Source organism: Acetobacter pomorum (assembly GCF_002738225.1).
GTDB lineage: Bacteria > Pseudomonadota > Alphaproteobacteria > Acetobacterales > Acetobacteraceae > Acetobacter > Acetobacter pomorum.
Window position 1 is genome coordinate 40421 of sequence record NZ_PEBQ01000030.1, and the last position, 14465, is coordinate 54885.

Annotated in this window: 13 protein-coding genes; 8 read left to right on the top strand and 5 right to left on the bottom strand. The window is 54.3% G+C overall.

The features are described from left to right. The first annotated feature begins 496 nt into the window (after positions 1-496). Positions 497-1195 carry a hypothetical protein gene (locus CSR02_RS02310; protein ID WP_099540425.1) on the top strand — a complete coding sequence of 233 codons (699 nt, stop codon included), beginning with the start codon at positions 497-499 and terminating at the stop codon, positions 1193-1195. A gap of 125 nt (positions 1196-1320) precedes the next feature. Here the strand turns inward: CSR02_RS02310 and ilvD are convergent, their stop codons facing one another. Further along, entirely contained in the window at positions 1321-3189 is a 1869-nt protein-coding gene (gene ilvD, locus CSR02_RS02315) for a dihydroxy-acid dehydratase (RefSeq protein WP_099540426.1), read from the bottom strand. Positions 3190-3453: 264 nt separating this feature from the next. Between ilvD and pstC the strand changes: the two genes are divergently transcribed. The 4 genes from pstC to phoU are packed head-to-tail and all read left to right on the top strand — an operon-like array spanning position 3454 to position 6822. After that, on the top strand, positions 3454-4383 hold the full coding sequence (gene pstC / locus CSR02_RS02320; protein WP_099540427.1) for a phosphate ABC transporter permease subunit PstC: 930 nt from the start codon (positions 3454-3456) through the stop codon (positions 4381-4383). A 2-nt stretch (positions 4384-4385) separates the two neighbouring features. After that, positions 4386-5261, top strand: coding sequence for a phosphate ABC transporter permease PstA (gene pstA / locus CSR02_RS02325; RefSeq protein WP_099540428.1), 876 nt, complete (start codon positions 4386-4388; stop codon positions 5259-5261). Then, positions 5258-6088 carry a phosphate ABC transporter ATP-binding protein PstB gene (gene pstB / locus CSR02_RS02330; RefSeq protein ID WP_099540429.1) on the top strand — a complete coding sequence of 277 codons (831 nt, stop codon included), beginning with the start codon at positions 5258-5260 and terminating at the stop codon, positions 6086-6088. The genes pstA and pstB overlap by 4 nt, the downstream gene beginning before the upstream one ends. Positions 6089-6105: 17 nt before the next feature. Beyond that, positions 6106-6822, top strand: coding sequence for a phosphate signaling complex protein PhoU (phoU, locus tag CSR02_RS02335; RefSeq protein WP_042787968.1), 717 nt, complete (start codon positions 6106-6108; stop codon positions 6820-6822). A 27-nt stretch (positions 6823-6849) separates the two neighbouring features. Here phoU and CSR02_RS02340 read toward each other — a convergent pair whose 3' ends face one another. Next, positions 6850-7722 (bottom strand): SDR family oxidoreductase, encoded by an 873-nt coding sequence (locus tag CSR02_RS02340; protein WP_099540430.1) that lies wholly within the window; start codon positions 7720-7722, stop codon positions 6850-6852. Further along, entirely contained in the window at positions 7722-9053 is a 1332-nt protein-coding gene (locus tag CSR02_RS02345; RefSeq protein WP_042787970.1) for a hypothetical protein, read from the bottom strand. The genes CSR02_RS02340 and CSR02_RS02345 overlap by 1 nt, the downstream gene beginning before the upstream one ends. Positions 9054-9260: 207 nt before the next feature. Between CSR02_RS02345 and rplM the strand changes: the two genes are divergently transcribed. After that, positions 9261-9737 carry a 50S ribosomal protein L13 gene (gene rplM, locus CSR02_RS02350; RefSeq protein ID WP_006115057.1) on the top strand — a complete coding sequence of 159 codons (477 nt, stop codon included), beginning with the start codon at positions 9261-9263 and terminating at the stop codon, positions 9735-9737. Positions 9738-9742: 5 nt separating this feature from the next. Next, the gene (gene rpsI / locus CSR02_RS02355) at positions 9743-10231 is read left to right on the top strand and encodes a 30S ribosomal protein S9 (protein WP_042787971.1); all 489 of its coding nucleotides are present in this window, start codon (positions 9743-9745) and stop codon (positions 10229-10231) included. Positions 10232-10297: 66 nt separating this feature from the next. Here rpsI and CSR02_RS02360 read toward each other — a convergent pair whose 3' ends face one another. Further along, positions 10298-11890 carry a S10 family peptidase gene (locus CSR02_RS02360; protein WP_099540504.1) on the bottom strand — a complete coding sequence of 531 codons (1593 nt, stop codon included), beginning with the start codon at positions 11888-11890 and terminating at the stop codon, positions 10298-10300. Between the two features lie 156 nt (positions 11891-12046). Here CSR02_RS02360 and CSR02_RS02365 point away from each other — a divergent pair, with 156 nt between their 5' ends. Beyond that, a complete protein-coding gene (locus tag CSR02_RS02365; protein WP_099540431.1) occupies positions 12047-12634 on the top strand; it encodes a hypothetical protein in 588 nt (195 codons plus the stop codon). Positions 12635-12692: 58 nt separating this feature from the next. Here the strand turns inward: CSR02_RS02365 and CSR02_RS02370 are convergent, their stop codons facing one another. Then, the gene (locus CSR02_RS02370; RefSeq protein WP_099540432.1) at positions 12693-14444 is read right to left on the bottom strand and encodes a DEAD/DEAH box helicase; all 1752 of its coding nucleotides are present in this window, start codon (positions 14442-14444) and stop codon (positions 12693-12695) included. Between the last annotated feature and the right edge of the window lie 21 nt (positions 14445-14465).

Consider the following 14465-nt stretch of genomic DNA (forward strand, 5'->3'; position numbering starts at 1 on the left):
AAATCGTGCCGTATCGATTCTGACGGTCTAGATTTTTGCGCAGCTGTCATGAACATGCGCCTACAGCGGTTTCAATGGCATGACGTGCGGGCACGTATAGGCTAGAATACCATATCTGCCTGACTGTAACGGGCGGAATAGATCAAGGATAACAAAACATGTCCAAGTGTGCGGTTAAGTGCCCGAAATCTCCGTGTGTGCGTGGTCTTCTGGTTGCCGGACTGATTGCAACAGTGGTGTATTTCCTGCGTAAAAAGAAGTCCTGCGCATAATATTTGTTTCTTGCAGATTTCGCGCAGCAAAGCCCGTCTGGTATGCCAGGCGGGTTTTCTGTTTTCTGATCGCGTCGTTGTCAGACCCTATAACGTGGCGTCATGGCTTGTGTTATGGTGAAACCATTGTATCACGAGCGTTAAAATAACCCAGTGTCTGGCGCATGGCTGCATCAGACGGATGTTGGAAAGGATTAAGAGCGTTGCATCCTCTCGTTTCCCGTATGTCTTCTTTGGTCACAGGTTCTGTGGCTGTGTGCACGCTCGCTGTAGCTGGCCTGGCTGCTGCTCCTTCCGCAGCTCATGCCCAGGCTTCCGTGCTTTTGAAAAACCAGACCGCAACCGCTGTTGTTGAAACAGTGGACCGTGATGCGCGTGAAGTGCTGCTGCGTGAAGGCAATGGGCATTTAATTACTATTGAATATGGTAGTGCCGTGCGTGATCTGCCCCACCTGCATGAAGGTGATCACCTCAAGATTCGCTTTGTGGAAACTCTGGGTGCCCAGATGGCGCCTCCGGGTAGCCCTCTGCCCGAATCCACGCTTACCACTGCGCGCGGCTATGCGCATGGTCATCCGCGTGGGGTTATTGCTGCTTTCAACCGTGAGCGTGGCACCATCAAGGCGATTGATCTGAAAACCCATACGGTTTCTTTTGTAACGGATGATGGCGCATTGCATGTGGCTGTTTTGCGTACACAGGCCATGCAGGATTTTCTGGCCACTCTGAAAATTGGTGACGTTGTGGATATTACCCGTGCGGAATCCATTTCCTACGTTATCACCAATGAAAACGTGCAGCAGCCACAAGCCAATGGGCAGCAGCTTGCTGTTCCGGCGGGTGATAGTGTCGCAGCGGCACCCGCAACGCAGGCCGCTCCTCCGCCTGCACCTCTTGAAGCTCCGGCAGCGGCTGGCCAGTAAGATTTCCTCTGCTTGGGTATTCTCCTTTTTTGGGAATGCTCGAGAAGAATGGCCTGAATAAACAAGCCCCGGTGGATATTTTTCCACCGGGGCTTTTTGTAACAGAGGCGCTCAATACGTGCGTATTAGCGGGGCGTGCGCCGCGTAAGCTGGCTAACATCTCTTACCGCGCCGCGGGCTGCGCTGGTTGTAAGGGCTGCATAGGCCTTTAGCGCGTTGGAAACCACACGGTCGCGCTTGGGTTGCCATGCCTGATCGCCCAGATCATCCATACGTGCCCGACGGTCAGACAACTCGCTTTCCGGCACGGCAACGGCCAATTTACGGTTGGGGATATCAATTTCAATAATATCACCTTCCTCTACCAGGCCGATCACGCCACCTTCGGCAGCTTCAGGGGAGATATGGCCAATAGAAAGGCCAGAACTGCCGCCTGAAAAACGACCATCCGTAATCAGAGCGCATTTTTCAGCCAGCCCTTTGGATTTCAGATAGCTGGTGGGGTAGAGCATTTCCTGCATGCCAGGGCCGCCTTTGGGGCCTTCATAGCGGATCAGCACAACATCACCGGGTTTGATCTTGTCACCCAGAATGGCGGAAACAGCGGCATCCTGGCTTTCAAAAATGCGGGCCGGGCCAGAAAATGTTTCCAACCCTGCGGCAACGCCTGCTGTTTTAACAATGGCGCCATCTTCAGCCAGATTGCCGTACAGAACAGCCAAACCGCCATCCTGATTATAGGCATGTGCCCCGTTACGGATGGCGCCGTTTTCCGTATCCATATCCAGTTCATGATACTGGCTGGACTGAGAGAACGCTTCCGTAGTGCGCACACCGCCCGGAGAAGCCCGGAAGAAGTCTCGCGCTGTGGTGTTGGTTTCAGCACCCGGAGCACGAATATCCCATTTTTTCAGGGCTTCTGGCAGGTTGGCAGAATGCACCATAGGCACATCGCGGTGTAACAGGCCAAGCCGATCCAACTCACCCATAATGGCTGGAATGCCACCCGCACGGTGCACGTCTTCCATATGCACATCCGGGCGGGAAGGGGAAACCTTACACAGATGCGGCACCTTGCGGGAAAGGCGATCAATGTCCTTCATGGTAAAGGGCACGTTGCCTTCGTGCGCAGAAGCCAGCAGATGCAACACAGTGTTGGTAGAACCACCCATTGCAATATCAACTGACATCGCATTTTCAAACGCATCCATGGTGGCAATGCTGCGTGGCAGCACAGAGGCATCGTCCTGCTCATAATAACGGCGGGCCATATCCACAATGCGCTGCCCGGCTTCTACAAACAGGCCACGGCGTGCGGAGTGAGTAGCCACAAGGCTGCCATTGCCGGGTAGGGAAAGGCCCAAAGCTTCTGTCAGACAGTTCATGGAATTGGCCGTGAACATACCAGAGCAGGAGCCGCAGGTAGGACAAGCCGAACGTTCAATGGCGAGCGAATCGGCATCGCTCACATTCGGGTTGGCAGCAGAAACCATGGAGGTCACAAGGTCTGCCCGCTGTTCAATATCTGCCAGTGTGACGCGTCCGGCTTCCATCGGGCCGCCAGAAACAAAAATGGTGGGGATATTCAGCCGCATGGCGGCCATAAGCATGCCCGGTGTAATTTTATCGCAGTTGCTGATGCAAACCAGCGCATCGGCACAATGTGCGTTCACCATATATTCCACGGCATCGGCGATCAGTTCGCGCGAGGGCAGGCTGTACAACATGCCGCCATGGCCCATGGCAATGCCATCATCTACCGCAATAGTATTGAATTCACGGCCAATTCCGCCGGCATCGGCAATGGATTGGCACACAAGCTGGCCCATATCCTTAAGATGCACATGGCCAGGCACAAACTGAGTAAAGGAATTGGCAACCGCAATAATGGGCTTGCCAAAATCGGAGTCTTTCATCCCGGTGGCACGCCACAGGCTGCGAGCGCCTGCCATGTTGCGCCCGTGTGTTGTAGTGCGGGATCTGTAACCGGCCATGGTGGGGTCTTCTCTCTGGTTTCTGTCTGCTGTGTGGTTCCGGAGCTATCTGGCTTGCGCCAGATACATGGGGGCTGCACATTAGACTACAAAGAAACTTCTGTCAGGCCGGGATTGCAGACGAGGCCCGGATCGTGATTTTTCCTGCTACAGTTTTGTTACAAATCCGCTTTTGCCCAGCTTTCTTGAGGGGATTATGTTGCAGGAGGCGGACGCCTTCAGTATTCCTCCTCGCATCCGGCGGACGTTCGGAACGGAGAGCAGATGGAAATTTCCGCAAGGCAGCCCCTGCCCGCAACAAAAAAGAACCACCCAGCCGGAGGTGTTCTGGTGGTGCTGGGGGCCATTATTGGTGTGATGGCAGTAGGAGGCTGGAAAGCCTTTGCTGCTTTTGGGCCTGAGTTCCTTATATCTGCGGTGTGGAACCCTGTTACACAGCACTTTGGGGCAGCGGCACCCGTTTTTGGCACCATTGTCAGTAGTGCGTTGGCGCTTGTTGTGGCTGTGCCGCTAGCTTTTGGCACAGCATTTTGGCTGGCGGCTCTGGCCCCTCCGGCAGCGGCGGCGTTTATTGGTATGGCTGTGCAACTGCTGGCTGCTGTCCCTTCCATTATCTTTGGGATGTGGGGCTTTTTTGTGGTGGTGCCGCTAATTGCCCATTACGTGCAGCCTACTGCGCGGCATCTGTTTGGGCATGTGCCGGGGCTCTCCGCATTGGTGGCAGGGGCACCATTTGGCACGGGCTTGTTCACCGCCAGCCTTATTCTGGCTATTATGATTACGCCTTCCATTACCGCCGTTATGCGGGACGTGTTTGTTTCCATGCCAACGGTGCTGCGTGAAAGTGCCTATGGGTTGGGTGCTACACGGTGGGAAGTAATGCGCAATGTGGTGCTTCCGTGGTCTCGGCAGGGCGTTATTGGTGCTGTGGTGTTGGGTATGGGCCGCGCCATGGGTGAAACAATGGCCGTGACCTTTGTGATTGGTGATAGCAACCATATTGGCTGGTCGCTTTTTGCACCGGCCAATACCATTGCATCTCTTATTGCCCTGGAATTTCCAGAAAGCCCAGCAGGCAGCCTGAAGCTGGCATCACTTATGGCGCTGGGCGCTATTCTGATGGCGATTTCGTTCCTGACACTCTGGTTCTCCCGCTGGCTTCTGGCTCGTGGGCAGAAAGCTGCGGGAGGTTAAGGATAGCCATGTCTCGTTCCCTGCTTCGGTCCGATCGTTCTGCCTCGCTACTATGGCGCAGAAAGCTGGCTGACAGAATGGCAACCGGCCTCAGCTGGTTGGCCATGCTGATTGTTGTGTGTGTTCTGGGGTCCATTTTGTGGACTCTGTTCAAAAACGGCTTGGCTGGTCTGAGCGTAAACCTGTTTACGCATTCCATGGCCGCGCCGGGCCAGAATGGTGGGCTGGCAAATGCCATTATGGGCAGCATTCTGCAAACGGGGCTGGCTATTCTGCTGGGCACTCCGGCCGGGCTGCTAACAGGTATTTATCTGGCAGAATATGGGGCCAACAGTGTGTTGGCGCGCACGGTACGCTTTGTTTCAGACATGCTGCTTTCTGCCCCATCTATTCTGATTGGTCTGTTTATCTATATGGTGCTGGTTGCACCTTTGGGGCATTTTTCAGGGTATGCCGGTTCTTTGGCGCTTGCCATTCTGGCTATGCCGATTGTGGTGCGCACAACCGAGGATATGCTGTATCTGGTGCCTGTGGCCATGCGTGAGGCCGGTATTGCATTGGGTGCCCCGAAATGGCGGGTAATTCTGTTTATCTGCCTGCGTGCGGCACGCGGAGGTATTCTTACAGGCGTTCTGCTGGCTGTGGCGCGTGTGGCGGGTGAAACCGCGCCGCTGCTGTTTACATCATTGGGTAATTCCGAATGGTCTGTTGATATGGACCGACCGATGGCCAGCCTGCCTGTGGCTATCTACCAGTATGCCGGTTCGGCCTATCAGGATTGGATGCAGCAGGCATGGACGGGCGCATTGCTGGTGACCCTTGGTGTGTTGGTTGTTAATATTGTGGTGCGGGTAGGAACCCGAGGAGGACGGACATGAACGTAGAGGTCCAGACGGAAACCGTTGCCGCAGAGCAGACAGTCACTGTTGCTGAAGCAGAAAAAGATATCCGCCCGATTGCCTTGCAGGTGCGGGATCTGGATTTCTATTATGGCAAGTCACACGCGCTGCACGATATTTCCCTTAATTTTCCGGAACGTAGTGTAACGAGCATGATCGGCCCTTCAGGGTGCGGTAAATCGACATTGCTGCGTGTGCTCAACCGGATGTATGATCTGTATCCGGGCCAGAAAGCCACGGGTGAAGTGATCTTTGATGGCCAGAATATTCTGGCTTCCGGGGTGGATCTGAACGTGCTGCGTTCTCGCATTGGCATGGTGTTTCAAAAACCCACGCCATTCCCCATGTCCATTTATGATAATATTGCCTTTGGCATTCGGCTGCATGAGCGTGTTTCCCGCTCAGAAATGGATGGACGGGTAGAAGATGCCTTGCGGCGTGTGGCACTTTGGTCCGAGGTGCAGGACAGGCTCAGCAGTTCTGCTACGGCCATGTCTGGCGGCCAGCAGCAGCGTTTGTGCATTGCCCGCACGATTGCCGTGCGGCCCGAAGTCATTCTGCTGGATGAGCCCACAAGTGCGCTGGATCCGGTTTCCACAGCCCGTATTGAAGAACTTCTGGATGAGCTGAAAACAGAGTTCACCATTGCTATTGTGACACACAACATGCAGCAGGCTGCGCGTTGTGCGGACCAGGTGGCGTTTTTCTATATGGGCAAGCTGATTGAAGTAGACAGCACAGCGCGCATGTTCACAAACCCGCGTGAACAGCAGACGCAGGATTATATTACCGGCCGCTTTGGGTGAGCAGAAAGGAACACGTTATGGGAAACGAACCAGCACATACCGTTACCCGATACGATCAGGAGCTTGATCGACTGCGTGGAATTGTTGCCCGTATGGGTGGTCTGGTAGAACGCCAGACAGCGCAGGCAATTGCCGCAGTGGTGGATCAGGATGAAGAAGCCGCTATTGAACCTCCTGAACTGGATACGGAGGTGGACGCGCTGGAGCGTGAAGCAGAAATGCTGGCAATTCGCATTTTGGCCCTGCGCGCACCCATGGCAGTGGATTTGCGCATGATTGTTGCCGTTCTGAAAATGAGCGGTGATCTGGAACGTATTGGGGATTATGCCTCCAGCATTGCGCGCCGTGCCATGAAGGTGGAACCATTGGATGGTGCTTTTTCCTTCAGCCCCTTACGGGCCATGGCACGCCTTGTGCAGGAAAATCTGCACAAGGCCATTGAAGCCATGGTGGAAAATGACAGCACCCGCGCTATGGAAGTATGGAAAGCTGATACAGCTGTGGATGAGCTATATACAGCCATGTTCCGTGAACTGGTGACGTATATGATGGAAGATCCGCGCAAGATCGGCCCATGTATCCATCTTTTGTTCGTTGCAAAAAATCTGGAACGTATTGGTGACCACGCAACCAATATTGCGGAGCGGGTTTATTACGCCGTAACGGGTGAAATGCTTCCCGCAGTGCGGCCAAGAGGCGGCGCTGCTAGAAAAGATGGGCATAAACACACCTGATCTACCATAAGCAGAAGCTGGCGCGTATCAGCCTGTAAAGGTACGCGCCAGCCCTTCTTGCAAGTCTATAGGCTGCACACCCAGAAAATTTTGCATTGGTGAAATATCGAAGTTCTTGTTTTCAAGCAGACGACGAATTTCATCTGGCCCGATTTCCGGCAACCCTGGAATCCGGGAGGTTATGCGTGCGCAGGCCATAAGAAATTTGGCTGGTAATGAAATAAAAGGGCGTGGGCGCAGGCCACTGGCCTGTTCTACCAAAGAGACAAACTGTTTATAGGTTACGGCATTTTTTCCGGCAATAACCAAGCTGCGCGGGCCCTGCCATGTGCGCTCCAATGCTGCCAGAACACTGGCAGTTACATCCCCCTGCCATATGGGTTGCACCAAAGCTGTTCCACCATTGGGGAGGGGAATAACAGGCAAAAAGCGCAAAAGCGCAGCCAGACGCTGCACATTATTTTCGCCTTGTGCACCATAAATCATGGTGGGGTGTAAAATAATACCATCCCGTCCGGATGCCATCAGGGCTTTTTCACCGAGCAAAACGCCATTGCCGTGTGCATCAGGCCAATGTGTGAATTTACGGGTGCTGCCTAAGCAGACCAATTTGGCAGCGGGAGGGGCCGCGGCCAACAGGGCTGGAATATTGCGTGCATGTGCCGTGCAGACAATGCGTGTGGCATCTTCCAATATAGGTTTTAAACGCGCGGTTGGGGCTGTTAGATCAGCAATGCGGATATTCTTTAGCCCTATTGCCTTGCTGGCATTCCGTACAACCGGAATGACGGGAACACCTTTTGCCAACAAAGCCTGACACACAGCGCGCCCGGAGCGGCCAGATGCCCCGATAACATGAACAGGGCTTGCTTGAGGGAACACTGTGTCAGGCCGTTGCATTACGGTGTGTGCAGGGAAAGGCCAACCTGCTGCGCAATTTGTGGGGCAACCCCCACAGCCCCCAAGGATGCCAGAACTGTCATGAGCGGAAGAGGGCGTTGTGGCTTAATATAAATATCCAATGGCCCTTTTTGCGGCTGCAATGCGTAGGCAAGGGCTTGTGCCAGAATCGGGTTATTGCCCTGTTTGGTTTGTTCCTGCCACGTGGCCAACATATCCTGTAGGCTCATGCTGCGTGCCTTGGCGGCCTGATCCAATATTTTAGGCACAAGCCCATGATCCATGTAGGTCATGTGCATGTTTAAAACCTGCATATCTGTATTTGCGGCAACCACTGTATGGGAACCAGCCTGACTGAAGTCTCCGTCCAGATGCAGGCGCCCCATCTGTGTGGCATCTATGCTCAATTCTTCAATATGGAGTTTGTCTGTTTTCAGATCATGTGTGTCATTCAATACCAAAGAGGCACGCAGGCGGTCATAACCCAGGGTGGGCAACCATTCCAGATTAGGCAGGCTGGGCCAAAGTTCTGCATCCTGCACGCTGGAAACTTCCTGTTCCGCTGTTTCGGACTTGCTGGAATGGGAAAGAATTTTCACAGCACGCAGGAGAGGGCTATCTCCATCAATGGCAAGATGATCAATTTGGATATCACGGGTGCCATTCCGGCCTGTATAAGCCGTACCCGTTGTGAGGCTACTGTACAATCCGGCCAGATCCAGCCCATCTATCCCCACATGTTCGGCAGAAACACGTCGCGCGGGTGGAACATCTGCGGAAAACTGTATTTGTGCGCCCTCCAGATGAGAGGCCATGCTTTCCCCAAAATCATCTACCGTTACAGTGGCGGCAGACACATCGGATTGTAGGCTGTCAATAAATCCGTGCAGTTTTGTGGCGGCCGCATGCTGGATGGAAAGCGCATGTGCAGGTGTATGCACATCTTCCTTTACCGGGAGTGTCACTCCCTCCAGCGCCAGTTTTTCCAGATGCAGGCTGCCTGCCGTATCTGCCATCTGAAAATTGCGGAAGGACAGATGTTCAATCAACGGGGTTTCAGAACCTTTGGTAACAGGTTTGGAAACCTCAGCCTCATCTGCTGTTATGGTTTCTGCCCCTTGGCGGAACACAAGGTCTGTAAACTTTACACTGCGCCCCAGCACGCCCGGAGTGGCTGTTTTATAGGTAAAAGACGCATCAGGCCCCAATGTCTGCCGAAAACGCTCTATGCTTTTATCCAGCATAAGGTGTTCGGCATGGCGTGCGCCAAGCCAGCCAATGCCACCTAAAACGGCAATGCCGGAAATCATGACCAGAACGTTCTTCTTCACCCGTTGAAAATCCTACTGTTTTCGGGACACAGAACCAGCTTTAGTGCATGGCGGATGGGGCTGCAAGCGCCGATACGGTAATATATTACCTATAGAAAACCCCCTGAAAATACAGCCATCAACGCAAACAGTGCTTGACGTTTTGTTTTTGGCACCGCATAAGGCGCCATCTTGGATACACAACTGTTCTAGTATGGAATCAGTGTCATGAAGACCACCCTCTCGCTGAAGCCCGCGGAGGTGACGAAGAACTGGATCCTGATCGATGCCGAAGGTCTCGCTCTAGGTCGTCTCGCCGTCATCATTGCCCAGCGCCTGCGCGGCAAGCATAAGCCTCAGTTTACTCCGCATGTTGATTGCGGTGACCACGTTGTTGTCATCAACGCGGAAAAAGTTGCCCTGACAGGCCGCAAGGCTGATCAGAAGCTCTTCCACTACCACACCGGTTATCCCGGCGGCATCAAGGAACGCACTGTAAAGCAGCGCCTTGAAGGCAAAAATCCGGGTCAGCTGGTTGAAAAAGCTGTGGAACGCATGATCACGCGCGGTCCGCTGCAGCGCCAGCAGATGCGCAGCCTGCATGTTTATGCCGGTGCAGAACACCCGCACGCTGGCCAGAACCCCCAGCAGCTTGATGTTGCGGCCATGAACCGCAAGAACGTTGTTAACGTGCAGAAGGGCTGAGCAGAATGTCTGAAACTCAGGAACGTACAGGCACGCTGGCCGATCTGAAGACCGTGGTTCCAGAAATTACTTCTGATGCCCCGGTTTATGAAGCCAAGCGTGACGCTCAGGGCCGCTCCTATGCAACTGGCCGCCGTAAGGACGCCGTTGCACGTGTGTGGATCAAGCCTGGCAAGGGTGAAATCACCGTTAACGGTCGCCCGGTTGGCACTTACTTTGCGCGCCCCGTGCTGCGCATGCTGCTGACCCAGCCTTTCCTTGTGTCTGACCGCTACAATCAGTTCGATGTGGTTTGCACCGTAACAGGTGGTGGTTTGTCTGGTCAGGCAGGTGCTGTTCGTCATGGTATCAGCCGTGCGCTGACACATTACGAACCAGAACTGCGCAGCATCCTTAAGGCTGCTGGCTTCCTTACGCGTGACTCCCGTAAGGTGGAACGTAAGAAATACGGTCGCGCCAAGGCTCGTCGTTCCTTCCAGTTCAGCAAGCGCTGATCTGTCGGGAAAAACGGTTTACCGTTTGGCAAAAACGGGTGGGGAAGAAATTCCCCACCCGTTTTTTTATGGCGTCATGAAAGTTTTGGCATCTTGCGCAAGGGCTGCGCGGCTATCCGCCCGAATGTAGAGCATATGCCCACCGGGGTAGGTGTGCAGGGCAATACGGTTTCTACCCACAGGAATATGCTCTGCCACCCAACGGGATGAGGCAAAGGGGCAGACCAGATCATAATATCCGTTGGCAATAAAAACCCGCAGGGTGGGGTTAAGTGCCAGAAGGCGGCGCAGCGTAGGAATAGGGCGCACAATAGGGCTGCCACCATCCCGATAATCCCATGCTTCATTCACCTTCATGTTCAGAAGTGTGTAGCTCAGTGGCGTGCGGAAGTTCAGATCCGTTGCGGCATAGTGTTCAAACGCACTGCCATAGGCGCGGGTAAAGCCATCCAGAATTGGGTCAGGGCTTGCACCATTTTCCACACCTTCGGGAAATGGGTCGGCAATAGAGAATGTGCCATCGTAAAGTGAGTAAAGCCGCCCGTTACGGCTACGTACATCGTGCGCTTCAGGCTGCAGCATACCGCGCTCTTTTGCCACGGTTTCAAGCGGAATGCCCGAATGTGCGGCAATATCTTCGTAAAAATCCTGTGCTGCGTTTCCGGCAAGGGGTGTGTTGGCCAGTGTGCTCAAATAAGGGCCAATAGCGTAGTGGTATGCACTATCCAGATGGCCTGCAGCGTTTTCTGGCGTCAGTTTATGTTGCAGCGCCAGTTGTGATGCTTCCAGAGAGGGCAGGACAAAACTGGTTGCCAGAATATCATTGGCCGTATCCAGCAATGTCATGTCCAATGCTGGAGAGATCATGATGATCCCGTTCACCAAAATGTTCTGATCCTGTGCAAGGGCATCGGCCACTTCAATGGCGCGCAAGCCGCCATAACTTTCACCAACAAGATAACGTGGAGACATCTGCCGGCTGTTGCTTTGTGCCCAAAGCTGAATGGCTTTGGCAAACGCATGGGCATCCTGTTTGACGCCGTAAAATTCCTTGGCAGCTTTTTTGGCATCTGTGGGGATAGACCAACCCGTACTTGGCGCATCTATAAACACTAAGTCAGCCGCCGCCAGCCAGCTTTCTGTGTTGGGTGTAAGCTGCGCATTGGCTCCATCAGCTGGGTTGCCGTTGGGAAAGGACAGAATGGAAGGCCCAGCTGCTCCCAAATGCAGATAAGCCGTTCCAGCGCCAGGGCCACCATTAAAAAAATAGGCAACAGGTCGATGTGCCGGATCTACGCCATCCTGCGTGTAGGCAACATAAAAAATACGTGCTGTGGGGGCACCGTCATCATCTCGCAGGGTCAAGGTGCCTGTATGGGCTGTATAGGCCAGCTTGCGTTTATCAAAAACGCCAGTGTGATGTGTAATGGCATCTTGAGGTAACAGGGCGGCTGCATTGTGAAATGTATCTGTTTGCGTTTGCGCTGGGGCAGGCCCTGTTACAGGGGATGTTGGCTTGGCTGGTTGTGGTGATGGTTCAGCTGCGACTATGGCTGCGGTAGATAGGCTTAGGGCAGCTGCCAGAGAGCCAGCAAATTTTAGTTTGTTCAGGCTTGGCCATTTTGCCGGGTGAAAAACAGGTTTCATCACGATACGCAGGGTCCTTGCTTGTGTCGAAAATCTTGTCGCTATGCTGCGGCTGCAATCGTGTTCTCGCAAGGGCTGGGGTGGACTATTTTTTGCCAGAATCACATGTCTAAAAATTCATGAATGCGCCACTTTATGTGGACAAAATTGAAGAAAGAGTAGGTTTTTATGCGATTTGTTCAGAAATTTGCGGTGATGAGTTTATCTGTGGCGGCTCTGGCTGGCTCGGCATCTTTAGCGCATGCTGATCCGTGTCTGTCTTTGACAGGCTGTCTGCAGCAGGATGCACAAGACCAACTGAATGCAACACGTGATAGCGTGCGCAATGATGCCAATAATCTGACATCTGGCTTCAGAAACAGTGGTCAGGCTGCGCGGGATCAGGTGCGCAACAGTTGGAATAACAGCACTGAAGCAACGCGTGAACAGCTGCAGGCACAGCGTGACCGCGTCACCAACGCGGAAAAGAATGTGCGGGACCGCTGGAATAATAGCGGTGAGGAAGCACGTGAGAAACTGCAGGCGCAGCGTGACCGTGTCACCAATGCGGAAAAGAGCGTTCGAGATCGTTGGAACAACAGCGGTGAGGAAGCACGCGAAAGACTACAGGCACAGCGTGACCGCGTAACCAACGCAGAAAAGAACGTTACAGACCGTTGGAATAATGCGGGCGAAGATACGCGCAAAGCGTGGAAAGCTCAGAAAGATCGGATTTCTTCAGACCTTCAGGATGCAACTACTTTGCCGCCTTTGTAAGTCTCCATCCGCATCAGGCCGTTGAAATGCGGCCTGATGGGCTGATTTTTAGGTGTATTTATTTTGCTTTCCGCTTGCGGGAAGAACCGTTTTTACCAGCACCTTCCCGACGCGGTGCAAAAGAGCGGCCACCTTTTGGCTTCCGGTCAGCATAAGCTGGGCGCGGGCCACCGCCACTCCCTTTACGGGGGGCTGCTGCGGGCTCCACTGTAATTTCATCCGGGTCCGTTGCAGAAGCGCAGGAAGCAAACTGCTCGGCTTTATCCGGTGAAATTTCGACCAGAGTATGATCCTGCGTGATGCGGATAGACCCAATATCCTGTTTTTTAATGTTTCCTAGCCGGCACAGCATAGGCACCAGCCATTTGGGGTCTGCCCGATCTTCCCGCCCGACAGAAAGGCGGAACCATTTGCCATCCATCGCCGGAGCGCGTTCTCTTTCGCGCACAGGGCGGTTTGGATCACGTTCCCGCGGGGCACGACGCGCATCTGGTGTAATGACGCGTACAGAAACAGGTGCCGGCAGGCTTTTATGCCACAGGCCAACAAGAGCTGCAGCCAGTTGTTCTGGTGTGTGTTCGGCAGCAAGGCGGCTAACCAGCGTTTGTGTTTCTGTATCTTCTGGTGCCGGAGCAGAAAGGAATGGCGCAGCCAGAAGACGCTCGGCATCTGCGGTAGCGATGGCAGCAGGGGTAGGGGCGCCACTCCATTCTGCCGTTACCTTGGCGGCCTGAAGCAGGCGTTCTGCCAACCTTCTACGGGCGGGTGGTACCAGCAGCACACAGGTGCCCTTTTTGCCTGCACGGCCTGTACGGCCCGAACGGTGCAGCAGGGTAGCCGGGTTGGAAGGCAGGCTGGCGTGGATCACCAAGCCCAGATCTGGAATATCAATGCCGCGGGCGGCCACATCTGTTGCCACGCACACACGGGCTTGGCCGTGACGCAGGCTTTCTATGGCGCGGCTTCGTTCGTTCTGCCCCAGATCACCTGAAATGGCGACGGAGGAAAAACCGCGTTCTGTCAAAATCGCCTGCAACTGACGCACAGCTTCACGCGTGTGGCAGAACACAATGGCGGCGGAGGATTCCATCAGTCGCAGCACGTTTACAACCGTGCCCGCCATATCACCTTGCTCTGTCAGAACAGCGCGATAGGTAATATCGGCATGGGGGGTATTGGTGCCTACTGTATCAATACGCAGGGCATCGTGCTGATAGCGGCGCGCAAGGGCCGCAATATCGCGTGCAATAGTTGCGGAAAACAGCAGGGTGCGCCGCTCTTTGGGCATGGCGTCCAGCAAGGTTTCCAACTCATCGCGAAAGCCCAGATCAAGCATTTCATCAGCTTCATCCAGCACAACGGCTTTCAGGTGTGAAAGATCAAGCGCACCGCGGCGCAGATGGTCACACAGGCGGCCAGGCGTGCCCACAACAATGTGGCAGCCAGAGGCAAGGGCGCGGGCTTCCTTGCGGGGTTCCATGCCACCAACGCAGGAAACAATGCGTGCACCGGTTTCGGCATATAGCCATTCCAGCTCGCTACGCACCTGCAGGGCAAGTTCACGCGTAGGGGCAATTACCAGAGCTATAGGGGCGCCAGATGGCACGCAACGGCCTGCATCATTCAGCAGCAGGTCTGCCAGCGTTAGGCCGAAAGCAACAGTTTTGCCAGATCCGGTGCGGGCTGAAACCAGCAGGTCGCGATTTTTGGCATCATCGGCCAGAACGGCGGCCTGAACAGCGGTAGGAGCAGTAAAGCCGCGTGCAGCAAGAGCACGAGCGAGAGGGGCAGGAGCATTCTGAAAAGGCATACAATCCGGATCCGGGCAACG

What these genes read in the sequence shown, in the direction of transcription:
- CSR02_RS02310 (WP_099540425.1), top strand. Translation starts at nt 497, where the DNA reads ATGTCTTCTTTGGTCACAGGTTCTGTGGCTGTGTGCACGCTCGCTGTA.
- ilvD (WP_099540426.1), bottom strand. Translation starts at nt 3,189, where the DNA reads ATGGCCGGTTACAGATCCCGCACTACAACACACGGGCGCAACATGGCA.
- pstC (WP_099540427.1), top strand. Translation starts at nt 3,454, where the DNA reads ATGGAAATTTCCGCAAGGCAGCCCCTGCCCGCAACAAAAAAGAACCAC.
- pstB (WP_099540429.1), top strand. Translation starts at nt 5,258, where the DNA reads ATGAACGTAGAGGTCCAGACGGAAACCGTTGCCGCAGAGCAGACAGTC.
- phoU (WP_042787968.1), top strand. Translation starts at nt 6,106, where the DNA reads ATGGGAAACGAACCAGCACATACCGTTACCCGATACGATCAGGAGCTT.
- CSR02_RS02340 (WP_099540430.1), bottom strand. Translation starts at nt 7,722, where the DNA reads ATGCAACGGCCTGACACAGTGTTCCCTCAAGCAAGCCCTGTTCATGTT.
- rplM (WP_006115057.1), top strand. Translation starts at nt 9,261, where the DNA reads ATGAAGACCACCCTCTCGCTGAAGCCCGCGGAGGTGACGAAGAACTGG.
- rpsI (WP_042787971.1), top strand. Translation starts at nt 9,743, where the DNA reads ATGTCTGAAACTCAGGAACGTACAGGCACGCTGGCCGATCTGAAGACC.
- CSR02_RS02365 (WP_099540431.1), top strand. Translation starts at nt 12,047, where the DNA reads ATGCGATTTGTTCAGAAATTTGCGGTGATGAGTTTATCTGTGGCGGCT.
- CSR02_RS02370 (WP_099540432.1), bottom strand. Translation starts at nt 14,444, where the DNA reads ATGCCTTTTCAGAATGCTCCTGCCCCTCTCGCTCGTGCTCTTGCTGCA.